Genomic DNA, 24,246 nt, shown 5'->3' with positions numbered 1-24,246 from the left:
TCATTACAGGAATGCTGCCCCGTTAGCACAACAACAAAACGCCGTAGCGATTATCTTCATTAACCAACGATTTAGATTATTTTATTAATGGATAACCATTGCTTAAACTGTTTTACTCCAATATCATAATCAATTTCTTTATTGTAAATGGAAAAAATTCTTGTTCCAAATGGTTCTAATGTTAATTCGTTTTCTGGGGTAATATTATTAATTCCATACCCTTTAAAATCAAAGAATATATCCCATATATCCTCAGATTCCCTTTTAAATGCTATCGACTCATAATCATAATTATCCTCGTAAAAACCTAAATGCAGATGATATTTATCATCATACAAAATCTCCATTAAGCACCTCTATTTTATCATTTAAATTAATCAATTCGGCAGATAAACTCAACAATCCTTCTTCAAGTAAACTGCTTCTTTAGCATTCCTGTAGATCGTTATTTTTCGACTTTGAAAAAAATAGGGCTCCTCAGTAAGATATGAGTATAGACACCACTCTAACTCACAACCTTAGGAGGAACCCTACTATGAAGTTTAAAATGCAAAACAAACAAAATCAACTAATAGAAAGAATTTCCGTTAAACATCTCGTTGTTGGTGTGGACATTGCTCAACAATTACATGTAGCACGAGCTGTTAATTTCCGTGGAATTGTTGTCGGAGATCCACTTACATTCAAAAATAATGAAGAGGGATTTGCAAGTTTAATAAAATGGATTAAAAATCTTCAAAGATTAAATAACCTAGATGAAACTATAGTTAGGATGGAACCAACTGGACACTACTGGATCAATCTTTCAAAATGGCTTTCTAAACAAGCTATTGAAGTAGTAACGGTAAATCCACATTTAGTAAAAAAGAATAAAGAAAATCGTGTACACATCAGAACCGTTCGAAAAACTAAGGGTTCTTATGTCTAACCGTGATGTAGTCGTTAAACGACTTGTTAGCTCTATTAATCAATTAAATCGGTGGGTAGATATTGTATTTCCAGAACTCCGACAGATGTTTAAAGATATTAAGGCTAAAGGGGCAATCGCAACCCTTCGTCTATTTCCATCTCCCCTAGAATTGGTTAATTTACAGCCTCATGAGGTTATAGCAGGTTGGAAATCAATAATGAAGAGACAACCTGGGTTAAAAAAGGCCCTTTTACTTCTTCAAGTAGCCAAGAAATCTGTTGGCACAAGACAAGCACTTGATGCTTATAAATTTCATTTGGAACAGTTATTAGAAGAATATGATTTAGTTGTAACACAACTCGAAAGAGTTGAGGAACAAGTTACTGATGCATTAAATAAAATCCCTTTCGCTAAGAAATTACTTACCATTAAGGGAATTAGTGAAATTTCCTTAGCTGGCATATTAGGTGAAGCTGGTGATTTAAGCGGTTTTTCTCACGGAAATTCTTTACTTCGCCATGCAGGATTGCACCTAGCTGAAGCAAGTTCAGGGAAGTGGAAAGGTCAAATCGTCATTTCTAAACGTGGAAGATCGAGATTACGGCGGTTCCTCTACCTAGCGACAATGAGCCTTGTGATGAACAACCCAGAATTCAAAGCATTACATTCCCATACTGTTAAAGTGAAAAAAATGAAGAAAATGAAATCGATTATGAAGTTACTTGGTAAGCTAGCTAGGATTTTTGTAGGTATATCTCGACGAAATGAAACCTATTGTCCTGATAAACTTCAACCATTATCACCTTTGGCAGCCTAATCACTTACAGAATCGAATATAATTCATCCCCTTTTATGATAGAAATATATAATATAGCAGACTTATATAAACCGAATGTTGGCTTATTCGTAGGATTTCAAATATGTACGGAGTACCAGATTCCTTCAACATAAGGGCACAGACCCATCAGTTTAGCAAAACTGGCCTCCACCCCTTGGATAGGCATGACGAAGGAATGATAGGGCGATTGACCCGTTGAGACATGGGAGGGAAAGCCTCCAGGGGCGGCGTGGAGATGTACATCATATGGTAAAATATGGAGTATGAATTCGCTCCTTTATTTCGCTATGCCTTCACGAAGCCATAATGATCTGAACTCATTTCGAGTAACCGTTAACCTTAATTAAAGGGGTGTGAAATCCTGCGAATAAGCGAGCATTCGGGAGAAAATCGTATTAAACTGAGGGAGTTGAAGAAGAACCCATCTTAGTTTTCAAAATATATCCTTCTATTCACATAAAATTTTTTAAAAAAGCAAAGATAAAAGAAAATAAAAAAGAGGAATGTTAATTGAAAAAGCTGCTTATTTGTTTATTCATAACAGTAATTGTCGGCTTTAATAATTTATTTTTACATTATTTTATCACTACAACAAATGCACAACAAAAACCTATTCCCCCGTATGCTAAATGGGGTAAAATCACTATGCAAAAGACAAAGGAAAAGTATCCTCAAGCAAAAATTATTGATTATCTTCATATTGGAAGGGACAAAGGAGAAAATACCTCCGTAGAAAAATTCAAATTATGGTTAAAAGAAAACAACTAAGAATTCGGTGTATTTGTCAATATAATATTCGATAATAAAACAGAACAGATAATTGACGTTAAATTCAGAGAAACAACTAGGAAAAAAAACGAATTCTTGTTCCACTCCTGACCTATAACTCAATAGGAAAAAAAACGCTGCCACAGCAACGCTTGTTGAACTCTTGCATCCGTTTGTTTCTGTAATACTTTAACTGATTTATAACCTCATTTAATACACTACATACTGGGAACCCTAAGTGCTATAATTTTAATTGTGTAAAATTTATTTGAAAGATTTCTTTAATTAATTATAATTGTGTTAACAATGTACCTTTGACTTAAACGTGGGATCACTTATTTAGTGGAACTCTACCGTTTGTTTGGGGACATTGTTTTTTTATTGCCAAAAGTGCTGTAAAATATACTTGTGCAGTGACCTTTAAATGATTCTATCATTAGAGTTGGGGCTATAATTCTAGACCTCTTATATTGATGTGAGGCACTCCACAATTTTTTATGGCACTGCACATTATTTTCATTTTTTAATTTATAAAAATCCTGTCATTTTTTGCAGGATTTTTTGTTTCTATAGGAGGAATTCTTGGATTTTTGTCGTATATAAAATTTTGTTTAAAGACTATATTGAGCAAATTACAAAAACAATATCATTTTAAGCAGTTGAAACTCTGCCGTTGGTTGGAGCTAGGAAACTAGACTCTTGTGTTAAATATGAGATTTAATATCTGGCGATATAATCCTGACATACTACATTGGGCATAAAGCTCTAACAGAAACTTGGATAGTCAGATATGTCATACTGCATCTAGGAGGAGAAATGATGAATGATAGCATTACTCCATTTAGTTATGGAAATGACACGCACAACGACAACCAAGCAAAGCGTAAATTTTATCAGTTTTATGTTGGTATTGATATAGGAGCGAGTTTTCACGTCGCATCCTGTATTCCATTTGATGCGTTCTTAGATCCAAAAGGGGTTGCTTGGAAACGAACTAAGACAATGAAATTCAACTCTGACAGTGCTGGAATTGCCGAATTTTTAAAGGCTCTGGAAAAGATTGAAAAACAATTTCCGCTTACTAAAAGGGACTTTTTAATTCTATTAGAACCAACTGGAGGACACTATTCTTACCTCGTACAACAGGTCTTATTAAACGAAGGGTATGATCTGTTTCAATTCGAGAATAGAGCTGTTGCTGAATTTCGAAAAAACAATCTAGGTATCTCCGAAAAGACTGATTCAATGGATGCCAAAGTAATGTCATATATGGGGTGGCATAAGCAGTTACACCCTCATATGCAAGGTGTTTCACTTATTAGACCGCAATCTGTTCTTCAATCGTTGTTTCGAACAGTAATGCGTGATCGTTGGTATTTGAATGTGCAACTAACCCGGAGAAAAAACCAGGTGCAACAACTTTTAAAAATAACTCACCCCGATTTAAATAAGGCGTTTAAAAGTCTATCAAGCCCATCTGTGATGAAATTAGTATTAAAGTATCCTACTGGGCTTCATATGAAAGAAGCTACGGCTGAAGAAATATATCAGACTTTAATTAAGGCTGGAGCAAAGGGAGTAGCAAAAAAAGCAGCAAATACCTTAGCAAAAGTTATACCTAATACGATTGCGGTACCAGCTGAACACCTTGTGGAAAGGCAAAAATGGGTTATAGAAGAAGCCTTACGGCTTGAAGAGGGCTTAAAACGCATCGATCAAGAGATTCATACACTACTATGGGGAAATCCTAATAAGGGTGTCGATCCGCATCCTTACACTGAAATTCTTATGTCTCTCCCCTTCATCAGTGAAAATATCGCTTGTACATTAATTGGGGTAATTGGTGATATCGAACGATTCAGTACATATAAAGAGTTTAAAAAATATCTTGGAGTTTCAGCAGAAAATAAGCAATCAGGAACATCTGTAACTGGTACTAGGCAAACGTACAGCGGTGTACGAGATGCTAGAAGAGTTCTTTATCAAATAGCTTTAATTGTTTTAGCAAACGGTGAAAAGCACCCTACTGTCTTCAAAGTATATTATGACCGTAAGGTTAAAGAGGGAATGAACAAGAAAAAGGCGATTGGACATCTTTGTGGCAAAATAGCAGCTCTTATTTATACAGTTCTAAAAAACAAAAAGGTATACGACCCTGTAATTCACGCTAAGGCTTGTGGTATTAAACTGGATGAACTTTATTTAAAAAATCCAGATCCCAAGCTTTTAATGGTAAATAAATAAACTCCTAAGTCTATTAAAAATACAAAATCACCTGTTTTTTAGTGAAAAATCAGGTGATTTTGTATATAGTAGTACCATCATAAATTTAATAAGGCACTACACTACATTTAAGTACAATCCTTCACATTTTCTTCTTTGTGTTCTTTCGATTTTCTTTCGGTTTTCTCATTAGCGCCAATAATGCTATAACAAAACAAATCAATAGAATTATATTTAAAACCCAACCGAAACTATCAATATACTGCACTACCCTTCCTCCTCAGATATGTTTTGTTCACTTTAGCATGATTAATGTATTAGTTGTTTGTTTTCTACAAAAGAAGATAAAACGTTACAATTTTTTCAAGATCCGTTTGCTGTAATTCACATAATAAAACACCACCCTTTCCTGATTACAAAATGTAGAGAAAGGACGGTGCTTAGCTTTCATTATTTATTTTCGTCAAGGTAAGTTAATGTAGCAACACCAATGTTTTAGCTACAATCAGCATCCCTTATTGAAGGAATGCCCCCGTTACTTTAAGTACATTGCTTCACAATCTTCGCAAGAATGTGGTTAAATTTGCTTATATTGTGCTCAAAAATGTAGTGCCTTGACTACGGGTGCATCATATTAAAAACCTAAAAGAGATGAAATATAGATAGCCTGAGCTCACTATTTGCTCCTCTGTTATTAGCTATTAATTAAAAATCTTTTCCATGATCATTACATCAACAAAGCGACCATCTAATTTCCCTTGGTTTTTGAATATCCCCACTTCTCTATAACCATTTTTTCTGTAAAGACTTTGCCCCAGATTATTAAAAGGGAATGTAAAAAGAATAATTTTATTAAATTCATTCTTAATTGCAGTACGTTCAATTTCATTTAGTAATAACGTACCAGCTCCTTTACCTCTGTAATCCCTCCTTATATAAATTGATAAATCAGCTACCCCAGCATAGGCGCACCGGTTGGAATATGAATTTAATGATGCCCATCCGACAATTTTATCGTTATTTTCGATTACTATAACTGCAAAACGCCGGTTATGGTTGCTAAACCATTCTGTCATGTATCCAATATCTTTCTGATCTTCCTCCAATGTTGCAATCCTATCTTCAATCCCTTGGTTGTAAATGCTTAATATGGATTCCAGATCATTTATTGAAGCCAACCTTGTTTTAAAGACTGCTTTCATATAAATCCCCCTAAACTTCATCTGTTTAAATTGATTATATAAAAATTTTTTTCATTTTCAAAGAAAATAAGTTGCAATTTGCAAATAAATAGAATATAAATAAATCAGAGGTGAATATAATGGAAAACGTTCGAGAGTTGTTCCAGGTTATGACAAGACAATTCGGTCTTTTGAATAAAAACTGCTGCCAAATTGGGGGAGATGAAATATCCCTGGTTCAAAGCCATATCCTATATGAGATCCTTCGTAAAGACCGACCTTCCATGCAACAGGTCGCTGATACTCTCGGGATGGATATCACAACTTTTAGCCGGCAGATACAAACATTGATTAAGATGGAACTGGTGAAAAAAACTCCCCTTCCAGAAGACAAACGTGTGTATCAATTATCCCTAACTGCGCAAGGCAATTATGTTGCTGCAAAGATTGATGCGGATATGAACCAATATCTAAACGAAGTATTTTCAAATATGAGTGAGTTTGAACGAGATATGGTGATTAAATCGATCAAACTTCTAAATGATGCCATGTCAAAATCAACCGTTTGTTGTAAACCGTTACTTTGAGCAAGAAACACTTGCTCATTTATTTAAAATAAATACTTGCAAATTGCAAATAATTTAAAAGGAGGGATTCGTGATGTTTAATGAGTTTGAGGTGTATCAAATGATTAAGATCCGCCAAGAAGAAATAGAGAAAAAGGCCAGAAATGCTTGGAAATATGGGGATTTACAAACGGAAACATTCATTCAAAAAGTAGCTGAAAAATCAAGTATCATGCAAACTAATCGCTGTTGCGCTTGTGGCTGCTAAGGAGGTGTTGCCCAGAGACACCAATGATCAAATTGGAAAGTTGAAACAGCCACAAGATACGCTCGTAAGCGGTTAAATTAAAAAATTTTTTAAAAATTAGGAGGAAATCAAAATGAAATATGCACATGTTGGTCTTAACGTAACAAACCTGGAGAAATCGATCGAGTTTTATAGCAAATTATTTGGAGCTGAACCAGTAAAAATAAAGCCAGGTTACGCAAAGTTCCTGCTTAAATCACCGGGATTAAACTTTACGCTTAATCTTCAAGATGAAGTAAGTGGAAATCAGGTTGGACATTTTGGTATTCAAGTAGAAAGTACAGAAGAGGTTATGTCTCATAAAAATAGACTTTCAGAAGTCGGAATTGAGCCTCAGCTCGAAGAAATTAACACAACGTGTTGTTACGCTCTCCAAGATAAGTTTTGGGTTAACGACCCCGATGGTAACGAATGGGAGTTTTTCTATACCAAGGCAAATGTTGAAGGAACCAGTGCACATGATTCTACTTGTTGCACAACAGAGCCGAAGACAGATAAGGTGGAGTGTTGTTCTACGGATTCTCAAGGCAAGAATACAGCAAGCTGCTGTTAATGAACGAAGGGTCTCAGCTTTATGAGACCCTTTTATTAAGGAGGTGGTTTTATGACAGTAAATCATGCAGGTGTATTAAAGAAGGAATATTTCTTATCATATTTAAACCTAATTAAGATTTCTAGAAATTGTACAATTGAGCAATCAAAAGAGATTGCCATTGAGTTATTTTTTCATCACAACACTAATGAATACGGCTTACAAACCTATCAGCATTTTTTGGATGCCTACTGCGAACTGGACAAAAGTTGCCTTACGAATATATAAAACAAAAAAAGACCTGCTAAGGTCTTTTTTTAACAACAGTTGCTTTCATTTCCCAATAACACAAGCCCATTAGCCTCTTGATTAAAATCAAGAGTGAGGTCACTCGTATAAGGCTCAATATCAGGATCGATTGCAACTTGTATTTCATTAATGGTTACTACTTTATCATTATCATCTGGCTTGTCCAAAGCCAGCCCAACTTTTGGAGCCCCTCAAGACATTCCTCCAAAATAAACACGAATGTTTTTGGCATCATGTTCTTCAAGCAGTTGCTTTAGTACATCACGTGCTTGATCTGTGATATTCAATTTGTCCATCACCTTTCAAAAAAATTTACTCTTACTTATCTTACTTGCTTTTTAACATTCAGGAAATTAAAAAGTCTTATCCATGAATCATATTAAGCATCAGGATAAATGCGTTGTAGCGCTTCTTTCATTTGAGGCTTTACATTAACTTTTGGACGAGCTGCCTTAGCCATTTCTTCAGCTTCATCGATTGTCTTTGCTTTACCTAATGACAATAAGGTTCCAACTGCAACAGTACCCGCACGAGTACTACCACCACCACAATGGAAATAAACCTTTTTCCCTTCGTTATAGGCGTTTACAACATGTTCAATCGATTTTTTAATTGATTCGTCTTGATGTTCGGCATCATCTACGATTGGGCTATGAAGACGATCGTAGCCTGACTTGTTCTCATGTGACTCTGCCCGCAAATCGAAAATAACATCGGCTTTTTCATTTTCCATTATATCTTTCACATCATCTGCTCCACCGAAATAAATCCGATCTTTAATCAATTCATTAAAGTTCTTTGTAGCCATGGTTTACTCCACCTTTATAAGGATTTCCCTCCAATCATGAGTAGCATTGCTTTCTAAATATCGTTCTGCATCTAACGCAGCCATACAACCCGTTCCTGCTGCTGTAATGGCTTGGCGATATTTCCTATCTTGAACGTCCCCACAAGCGAATACACCAGGAATATTGGTCTCTGTTGTTCCAGGTATGACATTAATGTACCCTGTTTCATCGGTATCGATTTGACCATTCAGGAAAGCAGTATTTGGTGTATGTCCAATTGCGACAAAAATCCCGTCTGTTTGAATTACTTCTTCTTTCCCTGTTTCGTTGTCACGAACCTTTAAACCTGTCACTTTCACGCCATCCGAAAGAACTTCTATAGGAGTTTTGTTAAGTGCCCAAGAAATTTTGTTATTTCCTTTGGCACGGTCCTGCATAATTTTTGAGGCTCTTAGCTCGTCTCTACGGTGAACAGTGATCACTTCTGATGCGAATTTGGTTAAGAAGTTTGCCTCTTCCATAGCAGAATCTCCACCACCAACAATAATGACTTTTTTTCCACGAAAAAAGAAACCGTCACAAGTTGCACAAGTGCTAACCCCTCGACCAATATTCTCTTTTTCACCAGGAATATTAAGCAGTCTAGCTGATGCACCTGTCGAAAGGATAAGAGAATCCGTTTGTATTTCTCCTAATTCGTTTACTTGTAAGGTGAATGGCTTTTTAGATAGGTCAACATTGGTAACCCAACCTTTTTTAAATTCTGCACCAAAACGTTCTGCTTGTTTTCTCATATTATCCATTAATTCTGGGCCCATAATGCCATCTACAAATCCTGGGAAGTTCTCGACCTCTGTGGTTAACGTTAATTGTCCACCTGGCTGATTGCCCTCAATAACCAGTGGCTTCATGTTTGCTCTTGCTAAATAAATCGCTGCTGTTAAACCAGCAGGGCCTGTTCCAAGAATAACGACCTTTTCCATACGGTTCCCCTCCGTTATCAGTCAATAAACTTTTTTAACTGTTTGTATCCTTTGTTTTCTTCGCTCATTAAAGGAACTATTGCACATTTTTCTGTTAATTCGGTGCTCACTTTGTTAATCCAACCTTTTTCAGCTTCTGCTCTTCCCTTTAATATAGGATCTTTTGTTTCAGTGGCGTAAAGGCTCTGGTTAATTAACCACCATTTAGGGGTTATATCTGCACGGTTTAAATCTTCCTGTAATCGACTTGCTTCTAAAACAGGAGTTGCTTCTGCTAACGTTACAATGACTACGCTGGTTTCTTTTGGATTCCTTAAACGAGGCAGCAGCGTTTTTACGCTCTCAGGTATTTCCCCTGTTGAACGGGCTAGTTCTTTATGATAAGACTGGGCTGCGTCTAAAAGGAGTAAGGTGTGCCCAGTAGGGGCTGTATCGATCACAACGATTTCATCCTTTGAACGAGCCACCACTTCTGCAAAAGCACGAAATACGGCAATCTCCTCCGTACAAGGAGAGTTTAAGTCTTCTTCAATATAGGCAAGTGCTTCTTCATCAAGATCATTACTTACCTTCGACAACACTTCTGCCTTGTAAGCCTTAACCTCTTCAGTCGGATTAATACGACTAATGGTTAATTGTTCATTTAGCTCACTTTTTTGAAAAACAAACTCTAAATGGGCAGCTGGGTCTGTTGTGGTTAGATGTACTTTATGACCCTTTTCTACTAATCCAACGGCGATTGCAGATGCCATGGTGGTCTTTCCAACACCACCCTTCCCCATTGTAAAAATCACTCTAGTATTATTTAAGGAGAAGTCTTCAATCACTTTATTTAAGGTAGGCAGAGATATAGTATTGCCTTCAACCTCTGATTGTGTAGCTTGCATTGTATACTGTTTAAATAAGAAACGTAAGTTTTGAACACCTGTTAATGAATATGAAACAAAAGGTAAGGAATAGGTCACAACTTGTTTTAAATCGTTTTGCATTTGCTTTATGGCATTACGTTGTCGTTCATAAAACGCAGATGAAACTTTATCGTCTGGCAGATAAGATTGCATTAAACCGTTAATAATGAGAGCTCGATTTGAAATGCCAATTTCTTTTAATTCCTTTGAAGCACGGTTTGCCTCAAGTAATGAAGACTCATCGGGTCTTGCAACAAGTATGAGCGTTGTTTTAGTTGAGTCCGATAGTGCGTCCATTGTAATGGAATAGATTTGCTTCTTTTCTGACAACCCAGATAAAGGGCCTAAACAAGAGGAACCATGTGTGTTCTCTTCTAAAAAACCACTCCAGGCAGTTGGCAACTGAAGAAGCCGAAGAGTATGACCCGTAGGTGCCGTATCAAAGATGATATGCTCGTAAGCACTAACCACGTTAGGGTCAGCCAATAAATTTGTAAACTCATCGAATGCTGCAATTTCAACTGTACAAGCCCCTGATAACTGTTCCTCCATAGTAGCCACTACTGCGTCAGGAAGTTTCCCACGATAAGGCCCAATAATTCTGTCTCGATAGGCTTTTGCAGCTTCTTCAGGGTCAAGATTACAAGCATATAAGTTTGGAACACTCTGGATTGGCATTGGAGTATTCGTTAGTCCAACTTCCAACACATCCTGTAAGTTTGAGGCAGGGTCCGTACTTACAAGCAAGACCTTTTTCCCTTCATCAGCTAGGGCTACAGCTGTTGCACACGCAGTGGATGTTTTCCCTACTCCACCTTTTCCTGTCAAAAATAAAAACTTGGTGTTCACAATCATTTTCGGATTGAAAGATTGAAACATGATTTTCACTTCTTTCTTATTTCGATGGTTTTAAATCAATTGTAAGACGTGGTTTTGGTTTTTCGCTAAGTTCCTCAGCTTGTACTCCAAACCATTCCGCAAATTCATCGTTTGTTGGATAGGCTCCAATTTTAGCAATTTCACCTTCAATTAAGGTTACTGGGAGTGCATCTGGACCCTTTTCATGAAGGATTTTGTTTACCTCTTTGTTCTCAACAAAAACAGCTGGTTCAAATCCAAGGTTATATCGTTTGATGTCATATCCTTTTTTCTCCAATAGAAAGATAGCAGTTGCCACTCTAGTTAACTCAGGATCAACGCTTGGACCACAAACACCTGTAGCACAGCACAATGCTGGGTCAAAAATCTCAACTTTACTCATTTAAAAAACCTCCTATTTTCACGGAATATAAGTATTCACTTATATGGATATTAAAATTTAAGCCAAGAGTATTTTTACCCTTGGCTATTAAACTCTCTTTTACTCACCAGTTTCTGAAAAACGCTTAATGCGATCTCCGATTTCGTCACGGACACGTTGGAAGAATGCCCATTTTTCTTCGTCAGTTCCTTGAGCTTTTGCAGGGTCATCAAAGCCCCAGTGAACTCGTTTTACTTTAGGTGGAGTAACTGGACATTTATCAGCCGCATCACCACATAAAGTGACAACTAAATCAGCATTGTTTAAGATTTCAGGGTCGATTATATCGGATGTTTGATTTGAAATATCAATTCCAGCTTCATTCATCGCTTTAACTGCACTTGGGTTTAGGCCATGTGCTTCAATACCAGCACTACGCACTTCCCATTCATCACCTAAATGTTTTTTAGCCCATCCTTCTGCCATTTGGCTTCGGCAAGAGTTACCTGTACATAGAAAATAGATTGTTTTTTTAGACATAGTAGTTTTTCTCCTTTTTCTGTTGGTTTGATTTTTTAGTTAGACTATTAACAACCATAGGTATAAACCTAATAGTGTGATAAACAATACTGGGATTGTTAAGACAATACCTGTTTTAAAATAGGTACCCCAAGAGATTTTAACTCCTTTTGTTTTCAAAACATGTAGCCATAATAAGGTGGCAAGTGACCCAATAGGAGTTATTTTTGGACCTAAATCAGAACCAATGACATTCGCAAATACGAGCCCTTCTTTGATAACACCTACTGTATGTGTATCTGCTATTGCAAGAGCGTCAATCATCACCGTTGGCATGTTATTCATAATGGAAGAAAGTATAGCTGCGATGAAGCCCATAGAAATGGTTCCTATAAATAATCCATGATTGGCACATGCTTGAATTACATCTGCAAGTACGCCAGTTAAGCCTGCATTTCGTAAGCCATAAACCACTACATACATTCCAATCGAGAAAAATACGATCGCCCAAGGTGCTCCTTTTATGACTTTTTTGGTTTCGATTGCATGGCTTCTTCTTCCCATAAATAAGAAGAAGATTGCAACCACACCTGCAATGATCGAAACAGGAACGTGAAGTGTTTGGCTAATAAAGTAACCAGCTAATAAAACAGCTAATACAACCCAAGACAAACGAAACATTTTTTCATCACGAATCGCATCAACTGGTTTTTTTAATTTTGATAAATCATATTGTTTCGGAATGCTTCTCCTGAAGTAAAGAAATAGCACCAAGATACTTGCCACTAAAGAAAATAAATTTGGAATAATCATTCTTGATGCAAAATGAACAAATCCAATTCCAAAAAAGTCAGCAGATACGATATTCACAAGATTACTTACCACTAGAGGCAATGAGGTCGTATCGGCAATAAACCCACTGGCAATAATGAACGGGAAAATCATTTTGTCTTCCAACTTTAAATTACGAACCATCGCTAAAACAATTGGCGTAAGTATAAGAGCTGCACCATCATTGGCGAAAAATGCTGCGACAAGAGCACCCAGGATGCTCACATATACGAACATTTTTATTCCGTTTCCTTTCGCCGCTCGTGCCATGTGCAAGGCAGCCCATTCAAAGAAACCAATTTCATCTAATATTAACGAAATAATAATGATAGCAATGAAAGAAAAAGTAGCGTTCCAAACAATTTTGGTTACTTCTATTACATCGTGGATGTCGACTACTCCAATCAATAGTGCGAGAATCGCTCCCCCACAAGCTGACCAACCAATTGATAAATTTTTAGGTTGCCATATAACCAAAATAAGAGTAATTATAAAAATCAATGATGCAAGTATGGTTGATACCAATGTTGAAACCTCCAATTATTCACATGAAATTCTCAGTCCTTGTTCTTCCAATTCCTTCAATCTAAAATCTTGATTTGGAAGATGTAGAAGTAGATCTTGGACCAATGGATAATAAGGACTGTCTTTACTCAAAGAGTAAATGATCCATTGCCCTCTTCTTGTTTCCCTCACTAACTCAGCATCTTTTAACTTACGAATGTGCTGGCTAATGGCAGGCTGACTTGTTTTAAATATTTCAACGAATTCGCATACACAAGCATCGTGAGTATCAAGAATTTTGATCATAGTTAAACGGGTTTTATCGCCTAATAATTTTAAGATGTTAGCTACGTTCTCTAATTGAACGGTTGATTCTGACATGATATACACCTCCTGACAACTCAATTAATAAGTAAATAATTATATACTTATTGGAATTTCAAACCGAATTTAATTTGTTCTAGTTTCTGTTAAATCAGACACTTTATACATGGCTCACTGATTTTTGCCATATCTACTTTTGCATTTAAATATAATCATTTGCTTATATAATAAATCACTTATAGATAAAATTCAAGAAATTGAATGTAAAGTTAATGTAAAGAAAAAAGATTGATAACCGCAATTAACTTATGGCTATCAATCAAATAATTAAGATTATAATAATTTCTCCATTGCCATTACATCAACGAATTTCCCGTCTAAAATCCCATGGTTTTTAAATATCCCTACCTCACGAAATCCCATTTTTGAGTATAATCCTTGACCTAATTGATTAAATGGGAAAGTAAACAGGACAATTTTATGAAAGTTATCTGCCTTCGCCAAGTATTCAATCAGCCAGCAGCTCTTTCCCCAATCCTTTCCCTCTATGTCCCCTTGAAATGTATATGGATAGATCCGCAACCCCATCATAGGCACACCGGTTACTATATGGATTTAAGGAAGCCCATCCCATAACGGTCCTGTCTTGTTCAACTACCACCACTTTATAACGGTCCTGATGTTTTTGAAACCATTCTCTCATGTATAAATAGTCTTTGGTTTCTTCTTCTAAAGTTGCAATACGATCTTCAATTCCTTGATTGTATATTTCTAGAATAGACAGGATATCTGATTCCGTAGCCTGCCTAATAATGTGTTCGCTTTTCACTAGTACTCCCTCTCTTTACTTTTCATTGAATTTATAACTGGTTATCGTAAAATATTCTGTTAAAAATCCCAAAATCCTTGTTAAACTATTCTGCCAGTTAGTTTAAGTGAAAAAATTCACAATATATTCACGTTTACCAAATTACTTTAAATGTGTTGTTCCACAATCTGAACCTTAACATAAAAAAGAACACAATCCTTACTACAGAATTGTGCCCGATTGTTGAAGATCGTTATTGAAGAAAAGCACCCGTTACCAGGTACGCCGTTTCGAACAGGGACAGTCTTTGAGCCTAAACTAATAGTGTAAGCTACACTATACGTTCTTGGAAGTCAATTAAAAGCCTTAAAGTAAGTTGATTAAAGGTGGCAGCTCTTTTAAATCATCAATTACATGTTCATCTTTAAACGGATTTCCCCAAAATATATCTTTCTTCCATACTGCATTCATTCCCACATTCCGAGCTGCTATTACATCGTTCTCCGGATGATCCCCTACATACACACTCTCTTTAGGATCGACACCCAATCTCTCTAACGCTCTCAGAAAGATTTCAGCTTGAGGTTTTTTAATCCCTTCTTGCTCTGACACTAATATGATATCCATGTATTTATCAATCCCTAAGGTACGAATATTTAGGAGTTGAAATTCAGTGAATCCATTTGTAATCATACCCAATAAGATCCCTCTATTTCTAAGCTCTTTTAATACGTGTTCCATGTTAGGAAAGGGAATACAGCTATGTTGAAAATGCTTTATGTAATCCTCTAATAGGGGTAGTACCAGCGAAGCTGTCACTACCCGCAATAAGGAATAAAGTTAAATATGCGAAGTGTTTTCTATTTCTGATTGCCTTTCTTCGATTGGAATTCTCTCCATCATATCCAATTTAAAGATACCATAAGGATTTACATGGCTATATATAAGTGGACTTAACGCTCTTAAGTCTTCAGGTGTCATCATATCCTGCCACTGCTTTTCTGATAATACAGATTGAATCATGAGTGTATTAATATACACGAGACAATTTTGTAGTAAATGCAGAGAAAGAATGGCAACCTCTTGGTCTTCCAATCTATTTGTAGAAATTTCTCCACCTTTTCCGTAAAAAATAAAGCCATTTGCGGAATTCCAATTCTCTACAACATTAAGGCCTTCATTAATTTCTCTCCGAATATCTTCAGAATCCAAATAATCACACAAGAAAATGGTTTTAATAACTTTTCCCAACTCAGACAGTGCTTGATAAGTCGGGTGTTTTAAGTTACTTCTTGTAAATCGTTTTAAGATAGCCTCTGTTTCGGCTGTTCCAAGACGCAGGGCTGTAGCATATTTAATCATCTGATCATATTGCTGACGAATTAATTCCCAGTTGATAGGTCTTGTAAGAATCGGTTGTAAATTAGGGAAAGCATCACTCATGCCACTATCTGGCCTATAAAGTTTTTGTGAATTGATAGCTTTTAATCTTGGCACAAGCTGAAAACCCAAGAGATGGCAAAAGGCAAAAGCTACTTCGCTTTGGCCGTGACTGTCTACATAATTTTTTTCAACCTCCATGTTTGTACAATGCTTTAAAACTCCTTCAATCATAGACGCTACCTCAGAAGAAGAGCATGATTTTAATTGAGAATAGATACAGGTTGAGTGTTTAGCCACATGCCAGTAAATCATTACACCTCTGCCCCTATACCGAATATGCCATTCAGTCATTAGATTTTGGTCCCACGCACCAAATTTCTTTGAATCGGAAGCACAGGAAGTTGTTCCTTCTCCCCATATATCTGTCATTTTATTTCACAAAATGGCATTAACAATCTCAGCAATAGCGTTACGTAGATTGTCTTTATCAATGTATTTTCGCCGTATATATAATAAATCTTTATACTTTTCGCCATGTTCCCCATTTGAAACTCGCTTTAGCCCTGCATTTGTCCCCAAACCGTATAAACACAAGATAAGCCTCTTCTGTAGCAAATCTTTACTAATGACCTCTCTTGATGCAGTTGTTTTAAAAAGGCAAAAGGAAAGGGAAACGGTCGAATATCTATTTCTCCTTTTGATCCGGTGCCGGAGCCAGTTAACCTATCACGCCTAAAAGCTGAAATTATGAAACAATGGCCAATGACGAGTTTACTAGATATCCTCAAGGAAGCTGATTTGCGTGTAAACTTTACGTTCTAATTTATTTAATGCCTTTGTCATTTCTTCCTTTAAATTTGCGATAAACTCATCGGGATTAATAGGTTTTTTCAATGCTTTATAGTTCTCTTCACGGTGCAGTTCAAAGTCCTGTGGCAGATCTTCATCTGGATTACGATATCGTTCCGAACCAGGTACCCATATTTCTTTGCAACGCAGCTTATCACGTAAGACTTGCAAGGTGCTAATCTCATAATTAATACGATTGATCCTCTCTTCGCCTGAAGTCTCCTGTTCCACGACTAGGTATCTCCAGCTGGGACGGATCACACCATCTAATGGAACCTGGTCAGACTCTGGGAAAAAGTGAGCATTTGAATTTATATATTTTTTTATAAGTTCTAACGCTTTGATTACTGGATGATGAGCCTCATTATTTGAACAAAACTCTAACATATCCAAAATACGAGGAACCATCCTGCGGTAATGGGAACTGTACGATGAACGAATAATCGTATATACCTTCTGTTTGTAGGCAGGCCCTGTATGTTTAAATTCCTTTACTAAATCTTTAAGTGTTTCCTCGCTGATAACAGGATAAAGGACATCCCGAATAATTCCATCTGGATTATCTAACGCTTTTTCAGCCATTTGGAACAATAGATTGTTTTTCCCATTTACCTTCCTTAAATTATGTATTAATTCTTTATCCACTTTACGTTCGGCCCTAACATTAATACGATGAATAATTTGTATAAGCAGTTCAATCAGACCGTCTGTAATTTCTGCTCTTCGAAGCCAAAAGAAGGAAGATAAAAGTGTGTAGCGAATCTGGGGTGGATGCCGGCGCAATTCACGGATATCCTCTGTTGCTGTACGCTTTCTGTATTTCTTTAAAACTTTTGGTGAAATATCGTTAAACAAATCATAGGGTAATTGCAGCTCTTTTATGGTTTGAAGTTTCCGAAGTTCTTTGAAGACTGTTTCTAATCCAATGCGTCCAGGATCGGACTTTAATTCATGAAATGTTAATAATTCTTTTGCTTCTGAGGTGTCTTCGACTTTTTCTAAAAGGTTAATTAATTTATCCAACCCTTCACATGTCTGGCTAGAAAGTCTTTGATAAATAGAGGTGAAAAATTGATCTTCATAGGAGTAGGTAGCAGAGCGAATAAGACGCTCTACACGATCTGGGGTGGGAGGCACAATTTTTAATTCTCTATATTGTTGGTATAACTTATCCTCAACATAGTTGAATTCATGGCTATGAAATAACACGTTCTTACATAGCCAGTCTGCCAATAAGTCTACATCCTGCAGAGTAGTTTCGCGAAATCCAAAATAGGTACGGATTTCCGAACGTTGATAAGTAATGGTACGTCCGGTCCAATGATATTCAGAAAAGACATCGGGATTCATCTCTAGCTGCTTAGCGATGTACTCTATAACTGTCTTTGGTATCTCACTCTTGGTATGAGGGAACCTAGCTTCGTATTGAAAAAACTTAAACATGACAGCAAACCCAAGTTTCGTATTTCCTCTTTTTAGTTGAATCTGCTCTTGTTCATCAGGCATAAGGATAAAGTGATCAATTAGCTCATCTAATTCCCAATTCCTTTTCAATGTTTTTCACCCCTTTGTAGCTTACGATATAGAGTCATACGGGAAATACCGGCCTTTTCGGCAGCATCTGTCCGGCTCATCCCTTGGTCTATAAGATATAGGGCATAGTTGATCTTTTCTTCATCAGCTTTTGGTCTTCCAGGATATTTTCCCCGTTTTTTTGCAGCTAAAATGCCTTCCTTTGTCCGTTCAGAAGTGAGATCTCGCTCAAATTGGGCAATGCCCGCAAAAATAGTAAACAACATTTTCCCATGTGCCGTTGTTGTATCCAGCCAAGACTCCTTTAAACTTTTTAAATGCGCTCCTTTTTGGGCGATGAGTTCCGTAATCTCAATAAGATCCTTCGTGGAACGGGATAAGCGAGTTAAATCCGACACAACAACGGTGTCTTCTGGACGAAGAAACTCCAGCATACGGTTTAGTTCCGGACGTTCCCGTTTCGTTCCCGTTACTTTCTCAAAAAAGATGCGTTCACATCCAAATTTTTCAAGCTGTCTTTTTTGGCGATCCAAATTTTGATCAATAGTCGAAACACGCATGTAACCAAATTTCATTTATATCCTCACCTTTCAGCATAATTGTACAAAAACTATGAAATAATTAATATTGTTACAAAATATTTTGTTACGTTGTTTATGCTAGATTGGCAGACAAAATATATTTTTCACACCATGTAACAGAAATGGTCGTTTTTGTTACGTCCAGGTAAGGTAAATATCTAATTAAATCAAGGGTTTAATTATGCCAATTTCTTATTGCGGTTCATAGCAGCGTCGCTAGTATTACGCCAATTTGGACACCTCTTCTCAAAATACATCCCGTATATTATCAATCCAGTATGTTATACTGTAAACAAACCTTTGAAGCTTTAAATCTTTTTCCATTACCTGTACCATCTCCCTACTCGAACGTTGAGTAGGGTTTTTTATTGAGTATTATACAGAGAACATAAAAAAACAGGCCCTATATAAAGAGCCTGTTTGTATAAACGATTTAAGATTAAGCAGCTTTTTGAACGTTAGCAGCTTGAGTTCCACGAGCACCTTGCTCAACGTCAAACGTTACTTTTTGACCTTCGTCTAAAGATTTGAAGCCTTCACTTTGGATTGCAGAGAAGTGTACGAATACATCGTCTCCATTTTCACGTTCGATAAAGCCAAAACCTTTTTCTGCATTAAACCATTTAACTGTACCTTGTTCTAAGAATTCTGCCTGCGAGCCTTTGCAGTATTCATAATCGAATAACTGATAATTAAAACTAGAATGGCGCAGGCGTGCAAAAATGTATCAAATGAGTTGTCATGTTCTACAATAACTAGACGTATCAAAGCTGTAATACCAATATAAAGAAAATAACGTAAAGGGAAATGATAGTCCTCCAAAAAATATTTAACAATCATTGCGATAAACTCAAAGTACAAAAAGAAAATTAAAATGCTTTCTAGAAGGGTGTAGTCGTTGTGAATTCCTTGGTTGAAAATAGAAATATTAATGAAATATAGGATTTCCTTACCAAGCAAAACGCATAACGTGATACCCAGTAAAACCAATGCTATATTTAAGGCAATCTGAAAAATTAAGGGAATTTTGAAATTCGGCCTTTTATTTTTAATTTGTAGTCTCATGTTTCTTCCCTACTCCATATATTTATTTTTTATAATTAAGGAAATAAAAAACAGATTCTAATTAAAGAATCTGTTTGTAGATGTTTGATTATTGTTAAGCTTTTTGAACGTTAGCAGCTTGAGCGCCACGAGCACCTTGCTCAACGGCAAAAGTTACTTTTTGACCTTCGTCTAATGATTTGAAGCCTTCACTTTGGATAGCAGAGAAGTGTACGAATACGTCGTCTCCATTTTCACGCTCGATAAATCCGAAACCTTTTTCTGCATTAAACCATTTAACTGTACCTTGTTCCATTTTTGTTGCCTCCTAGCTTTAAACACAATGTATTACTATCCTTGCCCAAAGTGATCATCAAGGCGAAAAGTCAAACTTATACTATCCTTTACACCGAACAAAAATAATTCTTTTTTATCATAACAGAAACTGGAAAGGGATGCAAACTATTTTGAATGGTATTCAATTGATAATGAAGATCAAGTTTGAGGATATTGTGAGGGGCGAAGTGGGGAAGAATAAAAAGCAGTTTGGCAGATTTATTAATATTACAAAAATGATTAACCCCTGATTTTGTGGCAGAGGCTTGTTACACTTATAACAGGTTTTTTAACGGTGAAAAAGTATTTGTCTTATACGTATATGAAACGCATTAAACAATCTATAAAATAACACACAATCGATCAATGACCTCTTTAGGGGTTTGATTGATTTCTGGGATAAAGGCTTGAACATTTTTACGAATATCCTGTACGGACTTGTAAAACACATTGTACACCACAGACATTTTCAACTTCCATAGACTGGATTTAGATTCGGGCTATAAAGGGGTAAAAAAAGAAGGTATAGGCGTTCTTTTTTGTATTATCCGACTTATGTATAGGATTCTCTCAAAGAAATATCATATGCATAATTTGAATATGGTTCATTATACTTGAAATGCCAGACAGATCAACTTGTATATGACATTTATCATACCCTACACATGACACCTGCTACTAATAATTTCCATTCCCTTCCTTTATAATTTAAAATAACGATGCAACAAGGAAGGAAATTAAAATAAAATGACCTTACAAAATACGAATACTTTAAAAAAACAAGTGGCTGAATATGAAAAATCAACGACAAAGGAAAGTGTATGGCAGATCATCAACACTGTAGTACCGTTTATTGCATTATGGTACCTTGCCTATATAAGCCTTTCCGTGTCTTATTGGTTAGCATTAGTTCCCATTGTGATTGCGGCGGGATTTTTGGTAAGAATATTCATTATTTTTCATGACTGCACCCACCATTCCTTTTTTAAGAACCGCCGTATCAATCGAATGGTTGGAACAGCCATGGGAGTTTTAACATTATTCCCTTTTGATCGCTGGGGAAATGAGCATGCGATTCATCATGCTACAAGTGGGAACTTAGACAAACGCGGTACTGGGGATATTTGGACACTGACTGTAGACGAATATTTAGAAGCGCCTTTAAGCTTACGTTTAGCCTACCGTTTTTACCGGAATCCATTGGTAATGTTCGGACTAGGTCCGATTTTTGAATTCGTTTTAAAAAATAGATTAAACCGTAAAGGTGCTAAAAAGAAGGAAAAGATGAATACGTATTTGACGAATGTTTTAATCCTAGCTTTGTGCGGAATGCTTTCTTGGTTAGTCGGATGGCAGGCATTTCTTCTCATCCAAGGTTCGATTTTCTTTCTATCAGGTTCCGTTGGTATTTGGTTGTTTTATGTCCAACATACTTTTGAAGATTCTTATTTTGAAGAAAATAAAGACTGGGAATATGTGAAAGCGGCTGTGGAAGGAAGTTCCTTCTATAAGCTACCGAAATTCTTTCAATTCTTAACTGGTAATATTGGTTTCCACCATGTTCACCATTTAAGCCCAAGGGTTCCTAACTATAAATTAGAAGAGGTACACAAAAATACGCCTCCACTGCAAAACGTACCATCGATTTCCCTTGCGACAAGTTTGAAGTCCCTTCGTTTTCGTCTATGGGATGAGAAAAACAAGAATTTCGTGAGTTTTAAAGAGGTTAAAGCTCTAGCTAAAAAAAGAGTCCCCGTTCAATTAAAACCTGAACTGTAATGACACCGTATATGACTGGCTCCCCTATATTGGGGAGTTTCTGTTTAGTAGTAGCTTCCAGAAAAGGAGACAACATAAATGATTCGAATTGTCATTGCCGAGGATCAGGAGATGCTGTTAGGGGTAATAGGTTCCCTTCTAAATTTAGAAGAGGATATGGAAGTGGTCGGTCAGGCAAGGAATGGAGAAGAGGCCCTTGCTTTTGTGCACCTATTACAGCCCGATGTTTGTATCATGGATATAGAGATGCCCAAAATGAGCGGACTTGAGGCAGCAGATTCTTTAATGCCAGCAGGATGCAAGGTAATCATTTTAACAACCTTTGCAAGGACTGGTTATTTTGAACGTGCACTAAAAGCGGGTGTAAGAGGTTATTTATTGAAGGACAACCCAAGCAAGGAGTTAGTCTGCTCGATTCGCAGCATTATGGACGGAAAACAAATTTACTCTCCCGAACTAATCGACGATGATTCCAGCGATAACGAACGAGGAATAGAAGTGTTAGAACTGTTGGCCGATGGTCAAATCACAAATGAAACCTCTAATCAGCCTAGTAACAAAATTGGAACTGTCAGAAATTATTTTTCAACAATCATGGATAAAATGAAGTTACCAGCCGGATAAAAATTGTTTAAAAAGCAAAACTAAAAGGATTGAGCCCTGTTCAATACAGAGTTCAATCCTCAAGAGCTGCATAAAGATATTTGTCTAACTTTTTGGGTTCACTTCACGATTGTGGTTCTTTTTTTATCCTAGATATGCTTTGAACATCCATAAATGCTTTCTTACACTTTTTTTAATTCCTAGTAGCATGTCGGCTGTGCCTTCGTCATCTGCCTTTTCAGCAAGAGTAATAGTTGCTTGTAGCTCATCAACGATTTTCGCTAAGTCGCCACTTAGCATTCGTACCATATCTTCTTCATTCTCACTACCTGATGCTTCCTCAATATATGAGAGCTCTAAACACTCTTTCAAAGTTCCAACAGGTTTTCCTTCTAACGCAAGAATTCGTTCTGCAAATTCATCAATAACCATTGCCGCTTCATTATACAACTCTTCAAATTTTGCATGCAGAGTAAAGAACTGCGGTCCTTTTATATACCAATGGTAATTATGCAATTTCGTGTAAAGTACTGTCCAGGCTGCCACTTGTTTGTTAACAGATTGAATCAATTCAACAGACATTCTATCTCCTCCTGTAATGGTATATTTCCCTAGTTAGGACATGTTAAAAAATTTTTCACCCGTTTATGTAGGTTAGATAAAAAATAGACTTCTACTAAAGATCGCAGAAGTTCATTTTATGATGTAAATGTAACTGTTAGGAATTGTCAACGTTTACAAGATAATTATTCCCCGAAAACACGGATGTTTATATAGGTTATTCTTGAATTGAGAGGTTAACCCCTCTTTTTTAAGCTCTTTTTTCGTTTTCATGTTTTCCATTTCTTTACCCAGCTTCTGAACATCTTCTAAATTCTCGGTCATGGAATTTTTGGCTTACTCTTTTTTGACAATGGATTTTCTAACTGCTTTTCATCTTTGGTATTATCAATTTTTCCAGCACCTAGTCCTTCATTAATCATCTCATCAATTTGGTGTTTATCTGTAATAAGCTCGTACTCCTTTAAAATTTACTTTTCCCTAAATTCCACGTCAAATTAATTTGACCTTCTATTCGAGTATAATTTATGAATAATCTAGGAACATTCTTCTATATTGTACCCTTTATATCACCACCTTGCCATAAATTTGATGAATAATTCTATAAAACAGAATATTATGTATGATGAATAGACCATTGGAAATTACAGATCTTTCTTGAGAAAATGTTGTTATTTCTTATGAAGCGTGGCACCTGTGAGAACTATTTATGCTCGAATTATTCATTAGTTTGCCCCCCATTATATTTAGGAACTCAAGGTTTTCTGAACAAAACCTTAGCGTATGTTTTCCACAATTAACTGTACTATGGAAATCAGGAGGAGTATTTATAGTATTCTAAGAAGAAAAATTGAGTGAAAAGTTACTATAAATACTTGATATCTTAATTCAGTAAACAACGTATTTATAGTAATCAAAGTATGTAATGGTGTCTTGTCATTTAGAAAGCATCTAATGATCTTGCTTGGATAAATTTTGCCATTCTAGCACTGTTCTAGGAAAGAACAATGCTATTTTACGTGCGCCCAGCATGGGTGC

At 36.4% G+C, this 24,246-nt stretch carries 21 protein-coding genes and 7 pseudogenes; 9 read left to right on the top strand and 19 right to left on the bottom strand.

What is annotated here, in order from left to right:
* Nucleotides 1–71 precede the first annotated feature (71 nt).
* Nucleotides 72–347 carry a DUF3986 family protein gene (locus J7E81_RS29805; protein ID WP_215047754.1) on the bottom strand — a complete coding sequence of 92 codons (276 nt, stop codon included), beginning with the start codon at nucleotides 345–347 and terminating at the stop codon, nucleotides 72–74.
* 188 nt (nucleotides 348–535) lie between these two features.
* Between J7E81_RS29805 and J7E81_RS29800 the strand changes: the two are divergent.
* The 3 genes and pseudogenes from J7E81_RS29800 (at nucleotide 536) to J7E81_RS29790 (ending at nucleotide 4,760) form a co-directional block, all read left to right on the top strand.
* Nucleotides 536–1,727 (top strand): annotated as a pseudogene (locus J7E81_RS29800) (transposase).
* A 603-nt stretch (nucleotides 1,728–2,330) separates the two neighbouring features.
* A pseudogene (locus J7E81_RS31475) lies at nucleotides 2,331–2,627 on the top strand (DUF3889 domain-containing protein).
* 708 nt (nucleotides 2,628–3,335) lie between these two features.
* Nucleotides 3,336–4,760 carry an IS110 family transposase gene (locus J7E81_RS29790; RefSeq protein ID WP_215047753.1) on the top strand — a complete coding sequence of 475 codons (1,425 nt, stop codon included), beginning with the start codon at nucleotides 3,336–3,338 and terminating at the stop codon, nucleotides 4,758–4,760.
* Between the two features lie 680 nt (nucleotides 4,761–5,440).
* Here the strand turns inward: J7E81_RS29790 and J7E81_RS29785 are convergent.
* Nucleotides 5,441–5,941 carry an arsinothricin resistance N-acetyltransferase ArsN1 family A gene (locus J7E81_RS29785; protein ID WP_215047752.1) on the bottom strand — a complete coding sequence of 167 codons (501 nt, stop codon included), beginning with the start codon at nucleotides 5,939–5,941 and terminating at the stop codon, nucleotides 5,441–5,443.
* 119 nt (nucleotides 5,942–6,060) lie between these two features.
* Between J7E81_RS29785 and J7E81_RS29780 the strand changes: the two genes are divergently transcribed.
* The 4 genes from J7E81_RS29780 (at nucleotide 6,061) to J7E81_RS29765 (ending at nucleotide 7,613) form a co-directional block, all read left to right on the top strand.
* Nucleotides 6,061–6,507: a MarR family winged helix-turn-helix transcriptional regulator gene (locus J7E81_RS29780; RefSeq protein WP_215047751.1), complete on the top strand. Its 447-nt coding sequence runs from the start codon at nucleotides 6,061–6,063 to the stop codon at nucleotides 6,505–6,507.
* 73 nt (nucleotides 6,508–6,580) lie between these two features.
* Nucleotides 6,581–6,754, top strand: a complete 174-nt coding sequence (locus J7E81_RS29775; RefSeq protein ID WP_215047750.1) for a hypothetical protein — start codon at nucleotides 6,581–6,583, stop codon at nucleotides 6,752–6,754.
* A 112-nt stretch (nucleotides 6,755–6,866) separates the two neighbouring features.
* Nucleotides 6,867–7,346: an ArsI/CadI family heavy metal resistance metalloenzyme gene (locus J7E81_RS29770; protein WP_215047749.1), complete on the top strand. Its 480-nt coding sequence runs from the start codon at nucleotides 6,867–6,869 to the stop codon at nucleotides 7,344–7,346.
* Nucleotides 7,347–7,397: 51 nt separating this feature from the next.
* The gene (locus tag J7E81_RS29765; protein ID WP_215047748.1) at nucleotides 7,398–7,613 is read left to right on the top strand and encodes a hypothetical protein; all 216 of its coding nucleotides are present in this window, start codon (nucleotides 7,398–7,400) and stop codon (nucleotides 7,611–7,613) included.
* Between the two features lie 29 nt (nucleotides 7,614–7,642).
* Here the strand turns inward: J7E81_RS29765 and J7E81_RS29760 are convergent, their stop codons facing one another.
* The 16 genes and pseudogenes from J7E81_RS29760 to J7E81_RS30780 all read right to left on the bottom strand — a co-directional run.
* On the bottom strand, nucleotides 7,643–7,801 hold the full coding sequence (locus J7E81_RS29760; protein ID WP_215047747.1) for a hypothetical protein: 159 nt from the start codon (nucleotides 7,799–7,801) through the stop codon (nucleotides 7,643–7,645).
* A gap of 212 nt (nucleotides 7,802–8,013) precedes the next feature.
* Nucleotides 8,014–8,442, bottom strand: coding sequence for a protein-tyrosine phosphatase family protein (locus J7E81_RS29755; RefSeq protein WP_215047746.1), 429 nt, complete (start codon nucleotides 8,440–8,442; stop codon nucleotides 8,014–8,016).
* A gap of 3 nt (nucleotides 8,443–8,445) precedes the next feature.
* Entirely contained in the window at nucleotides 8,446–9,405 is a 960-nt protein-coding gene (gene trxB, locus J7E81_RS29750) for a thioredoxin-disulfide reductase (protein ID WP_215047745.1), read from the bottom strand.
* Nucleotides 9,406–9,422: 17 nt separating this feature from the next.
* Nucleotides 9,423–11,192 carry an arsenical pump-driving ATPase gene (gene arsA, locus J7E81_RS29745; protein WP_215047744.1) on the bottom strand — a complete coding sequence of 590 codons (1,770 nt, stop codon included), beginning with the start codon at nucleotides 11,190–11,192 and terminating at the stop codon, nucleotides 9,423–9,425.
* A gap of 16 nt (nucleotides 11,193–11,208) precedes the next feature.
* A complete protein-coding gene (gene arsD / locus J7E81_RS29740; protein ID WP_215047743.1) occupies nucleotides 11,209–11,574 on the bottom strand; it encodes an arsenite efflux transporter metallochaperone ArsD in 366 nt (121 codons plus the stop codon).
* 99 nt (nucleotides 11,575–11,673) lie between these two features.
* Nucleotides 11,674–12,093, bottom strand: a complete 420-nt coding sequence (gene arsC, locus J7E81_RS29735) for an arsenate reductase (thioredoxin) (RefSeq protein ID WP_215047742.1) — start codon at nucleotides 12,091–12,093, stop codon at nucleotides 11,674–11,676.
* Between the two features lie 39 nt (nucleotides 12,094–12,132).
* Entirely contained in the window at nucleotides 12,133–13,428 is a 1,296-nt protein-coding gene (locus tag J7E81_RS29730) for an arsenic transporter (RefSeq protein WP_215047741.1), read from the bottom strand.
* A gap of 15 nt (nucleotides 13,429–13,443) precedes the next feature.
* Nucleotides 13,444–13,788, bottom strand: coding sequence for an ArsR/SmtB family transcription factor (locus J7E81_RS29725; RefSeq protein WP_215047740.1), 345 nt, complete (start codon nucleotides 13,786–13,788; stop codon nucleotides 13,444–13,446).
* Between the two features lie 276 nt (nucleotides 13,789–14,064).
* A pseudogene (locus J7E81_RS29720) lies at nucleotides 14,065–14,560 on the bottom strand (arsinothricin resistance N-acetyltransferase ArsN1 family A).
* Between the two features lie 345 nt (nucleotides 14,561–14,905).
* Nucleotides 14,906–15,334 (bottom strand): annotated as a pseudogene (locus J7E81_RS29715) (HAD family hydrolase); the annotation flags it as partial.
* A gap of 45 nt (nucleotides 15,335–15,379) precedes the next feature.
* A pseudogene (locus J7E81_RS29710) lies at nucleotides 15,380–18,325 on the bottom strand (Tn3 family transposase).
* Nucleotides 18,322–18,879, bottom strand: coding sequence for a recombinase family protein (locus J7E81_RS29705; protein ID WP_061793457.1), 558 nt, complete (start codon nucleotides 18,877–18,879; stop codon nucleotides 18,322–18,324). The pseudogene J7E81_RS29710 and the gene J7E81_RS29705 overlap by 4 nt, the downstream one beginning before the upstream one ends.
* A gap of 445 nt (nucleotides 18,880–19,324) precedes the next feature.
* Nucleotides 19,325–19,528, bottom strand: a pseudogene (locus tag J7E81_RS29700) (cold-shock protein); the annotation flags it as partial.
* A complete protein-coding gene (psiE, locus tag J7E81_RS29695; RefSeq protein WP_215047739.1) occupies nucleotides 19,525–19,950 on the bottom strand; it encodes a phosphate-starvation-inducible protein PsiE in 426 nt (141 codons plus the stop codon). The gene psiE and the pseudogene J7E81_RS29700, both read right to left, overlap by 4 nt.
* Nucleotides 19,951–20,044: 94 nt before the next feature.
* Nucleotides 20,045–20,245 carry a cold shock protein CspC gene (gene cspC, locus J7E81_RS29690; RefSeq protein WP_107135145.1) on the bottom strand — a complete coding sequence of 67 codons (201 nt, stop codon included), beginning with the start codon at nucleotides 20,243–20,245 and terminating at the stop codon, nucleotides 20,045–20,047.
* Between the two features lie 361 nt (nucleotides 20,246–20,606).
* A pseudogene (locus J7E81_RS30780) lies at nucleotides 20,607–20,803 on the bottom strand (hypothetical protein); the annotation flags it as partial.
* Nucleotides 20,804–21,012: 209 nt separating this feature from the next.
* On the opposite strand from J7E81_RS30780, the gene desA reads away from it, so the two are divergent.
* Both desA and J7E81_RS29680 read left to right on the top strand, forming a co-directional pair.
* Entirely contained in the window at nucleotides 21,013–22,044 is a 1,032-nt protein-coding gene (gene desA / locus J7E81_RS29685; RefSeq protein ID WP_215047738.1) for a Delta(5) desaturase DesA, read from the top strand.
* 78 nt (nucleotides 22,045–22,122) lie between these two features.
* Entirely contained in the window at nucleotides 22,123–22,668 is a 546-nt protein-coding gene (locus tag J7E81_RS29680) for a response regulator (RefSeq protein ID WP_215047737.1), read from the top strand.
* A 123-nt stretch (nucleotides 22,669–22,791) separates the two neighbouring features.
* Here J7E81_RS29680 and J7E81_RS29675 read toward each other — a convergent pair whose 3' ends face one another.
* On the bottom strand, nucleotides 22,792–23,229 hold the full coding sequence (locus J7E81_RS29675; RefSeq protein ID WP_215047736.1) for a Dps family protein: 438 nt from the start codon (nucleotides 23,227–23,229) through the stop codon (nucleotides 22,792–22,794).
* Nucleotides 23,230–24,246 lie beyond the last annotated feature (1,017 nt).

The sequence above is a fragment of the Bacillus sp. ISL-18 genome, from assembly GCF_018613415.1.
Classification (GTDB): domain Bacteria; phylum Bacillota; class Bacilli; order Bacillales; family Cytobacillaceae; genus Neobacillus.
Note: the sequence above shows the minus strand (reverse complement) of the source record. Positions and strands in the feature narration are given on the sequence as shown.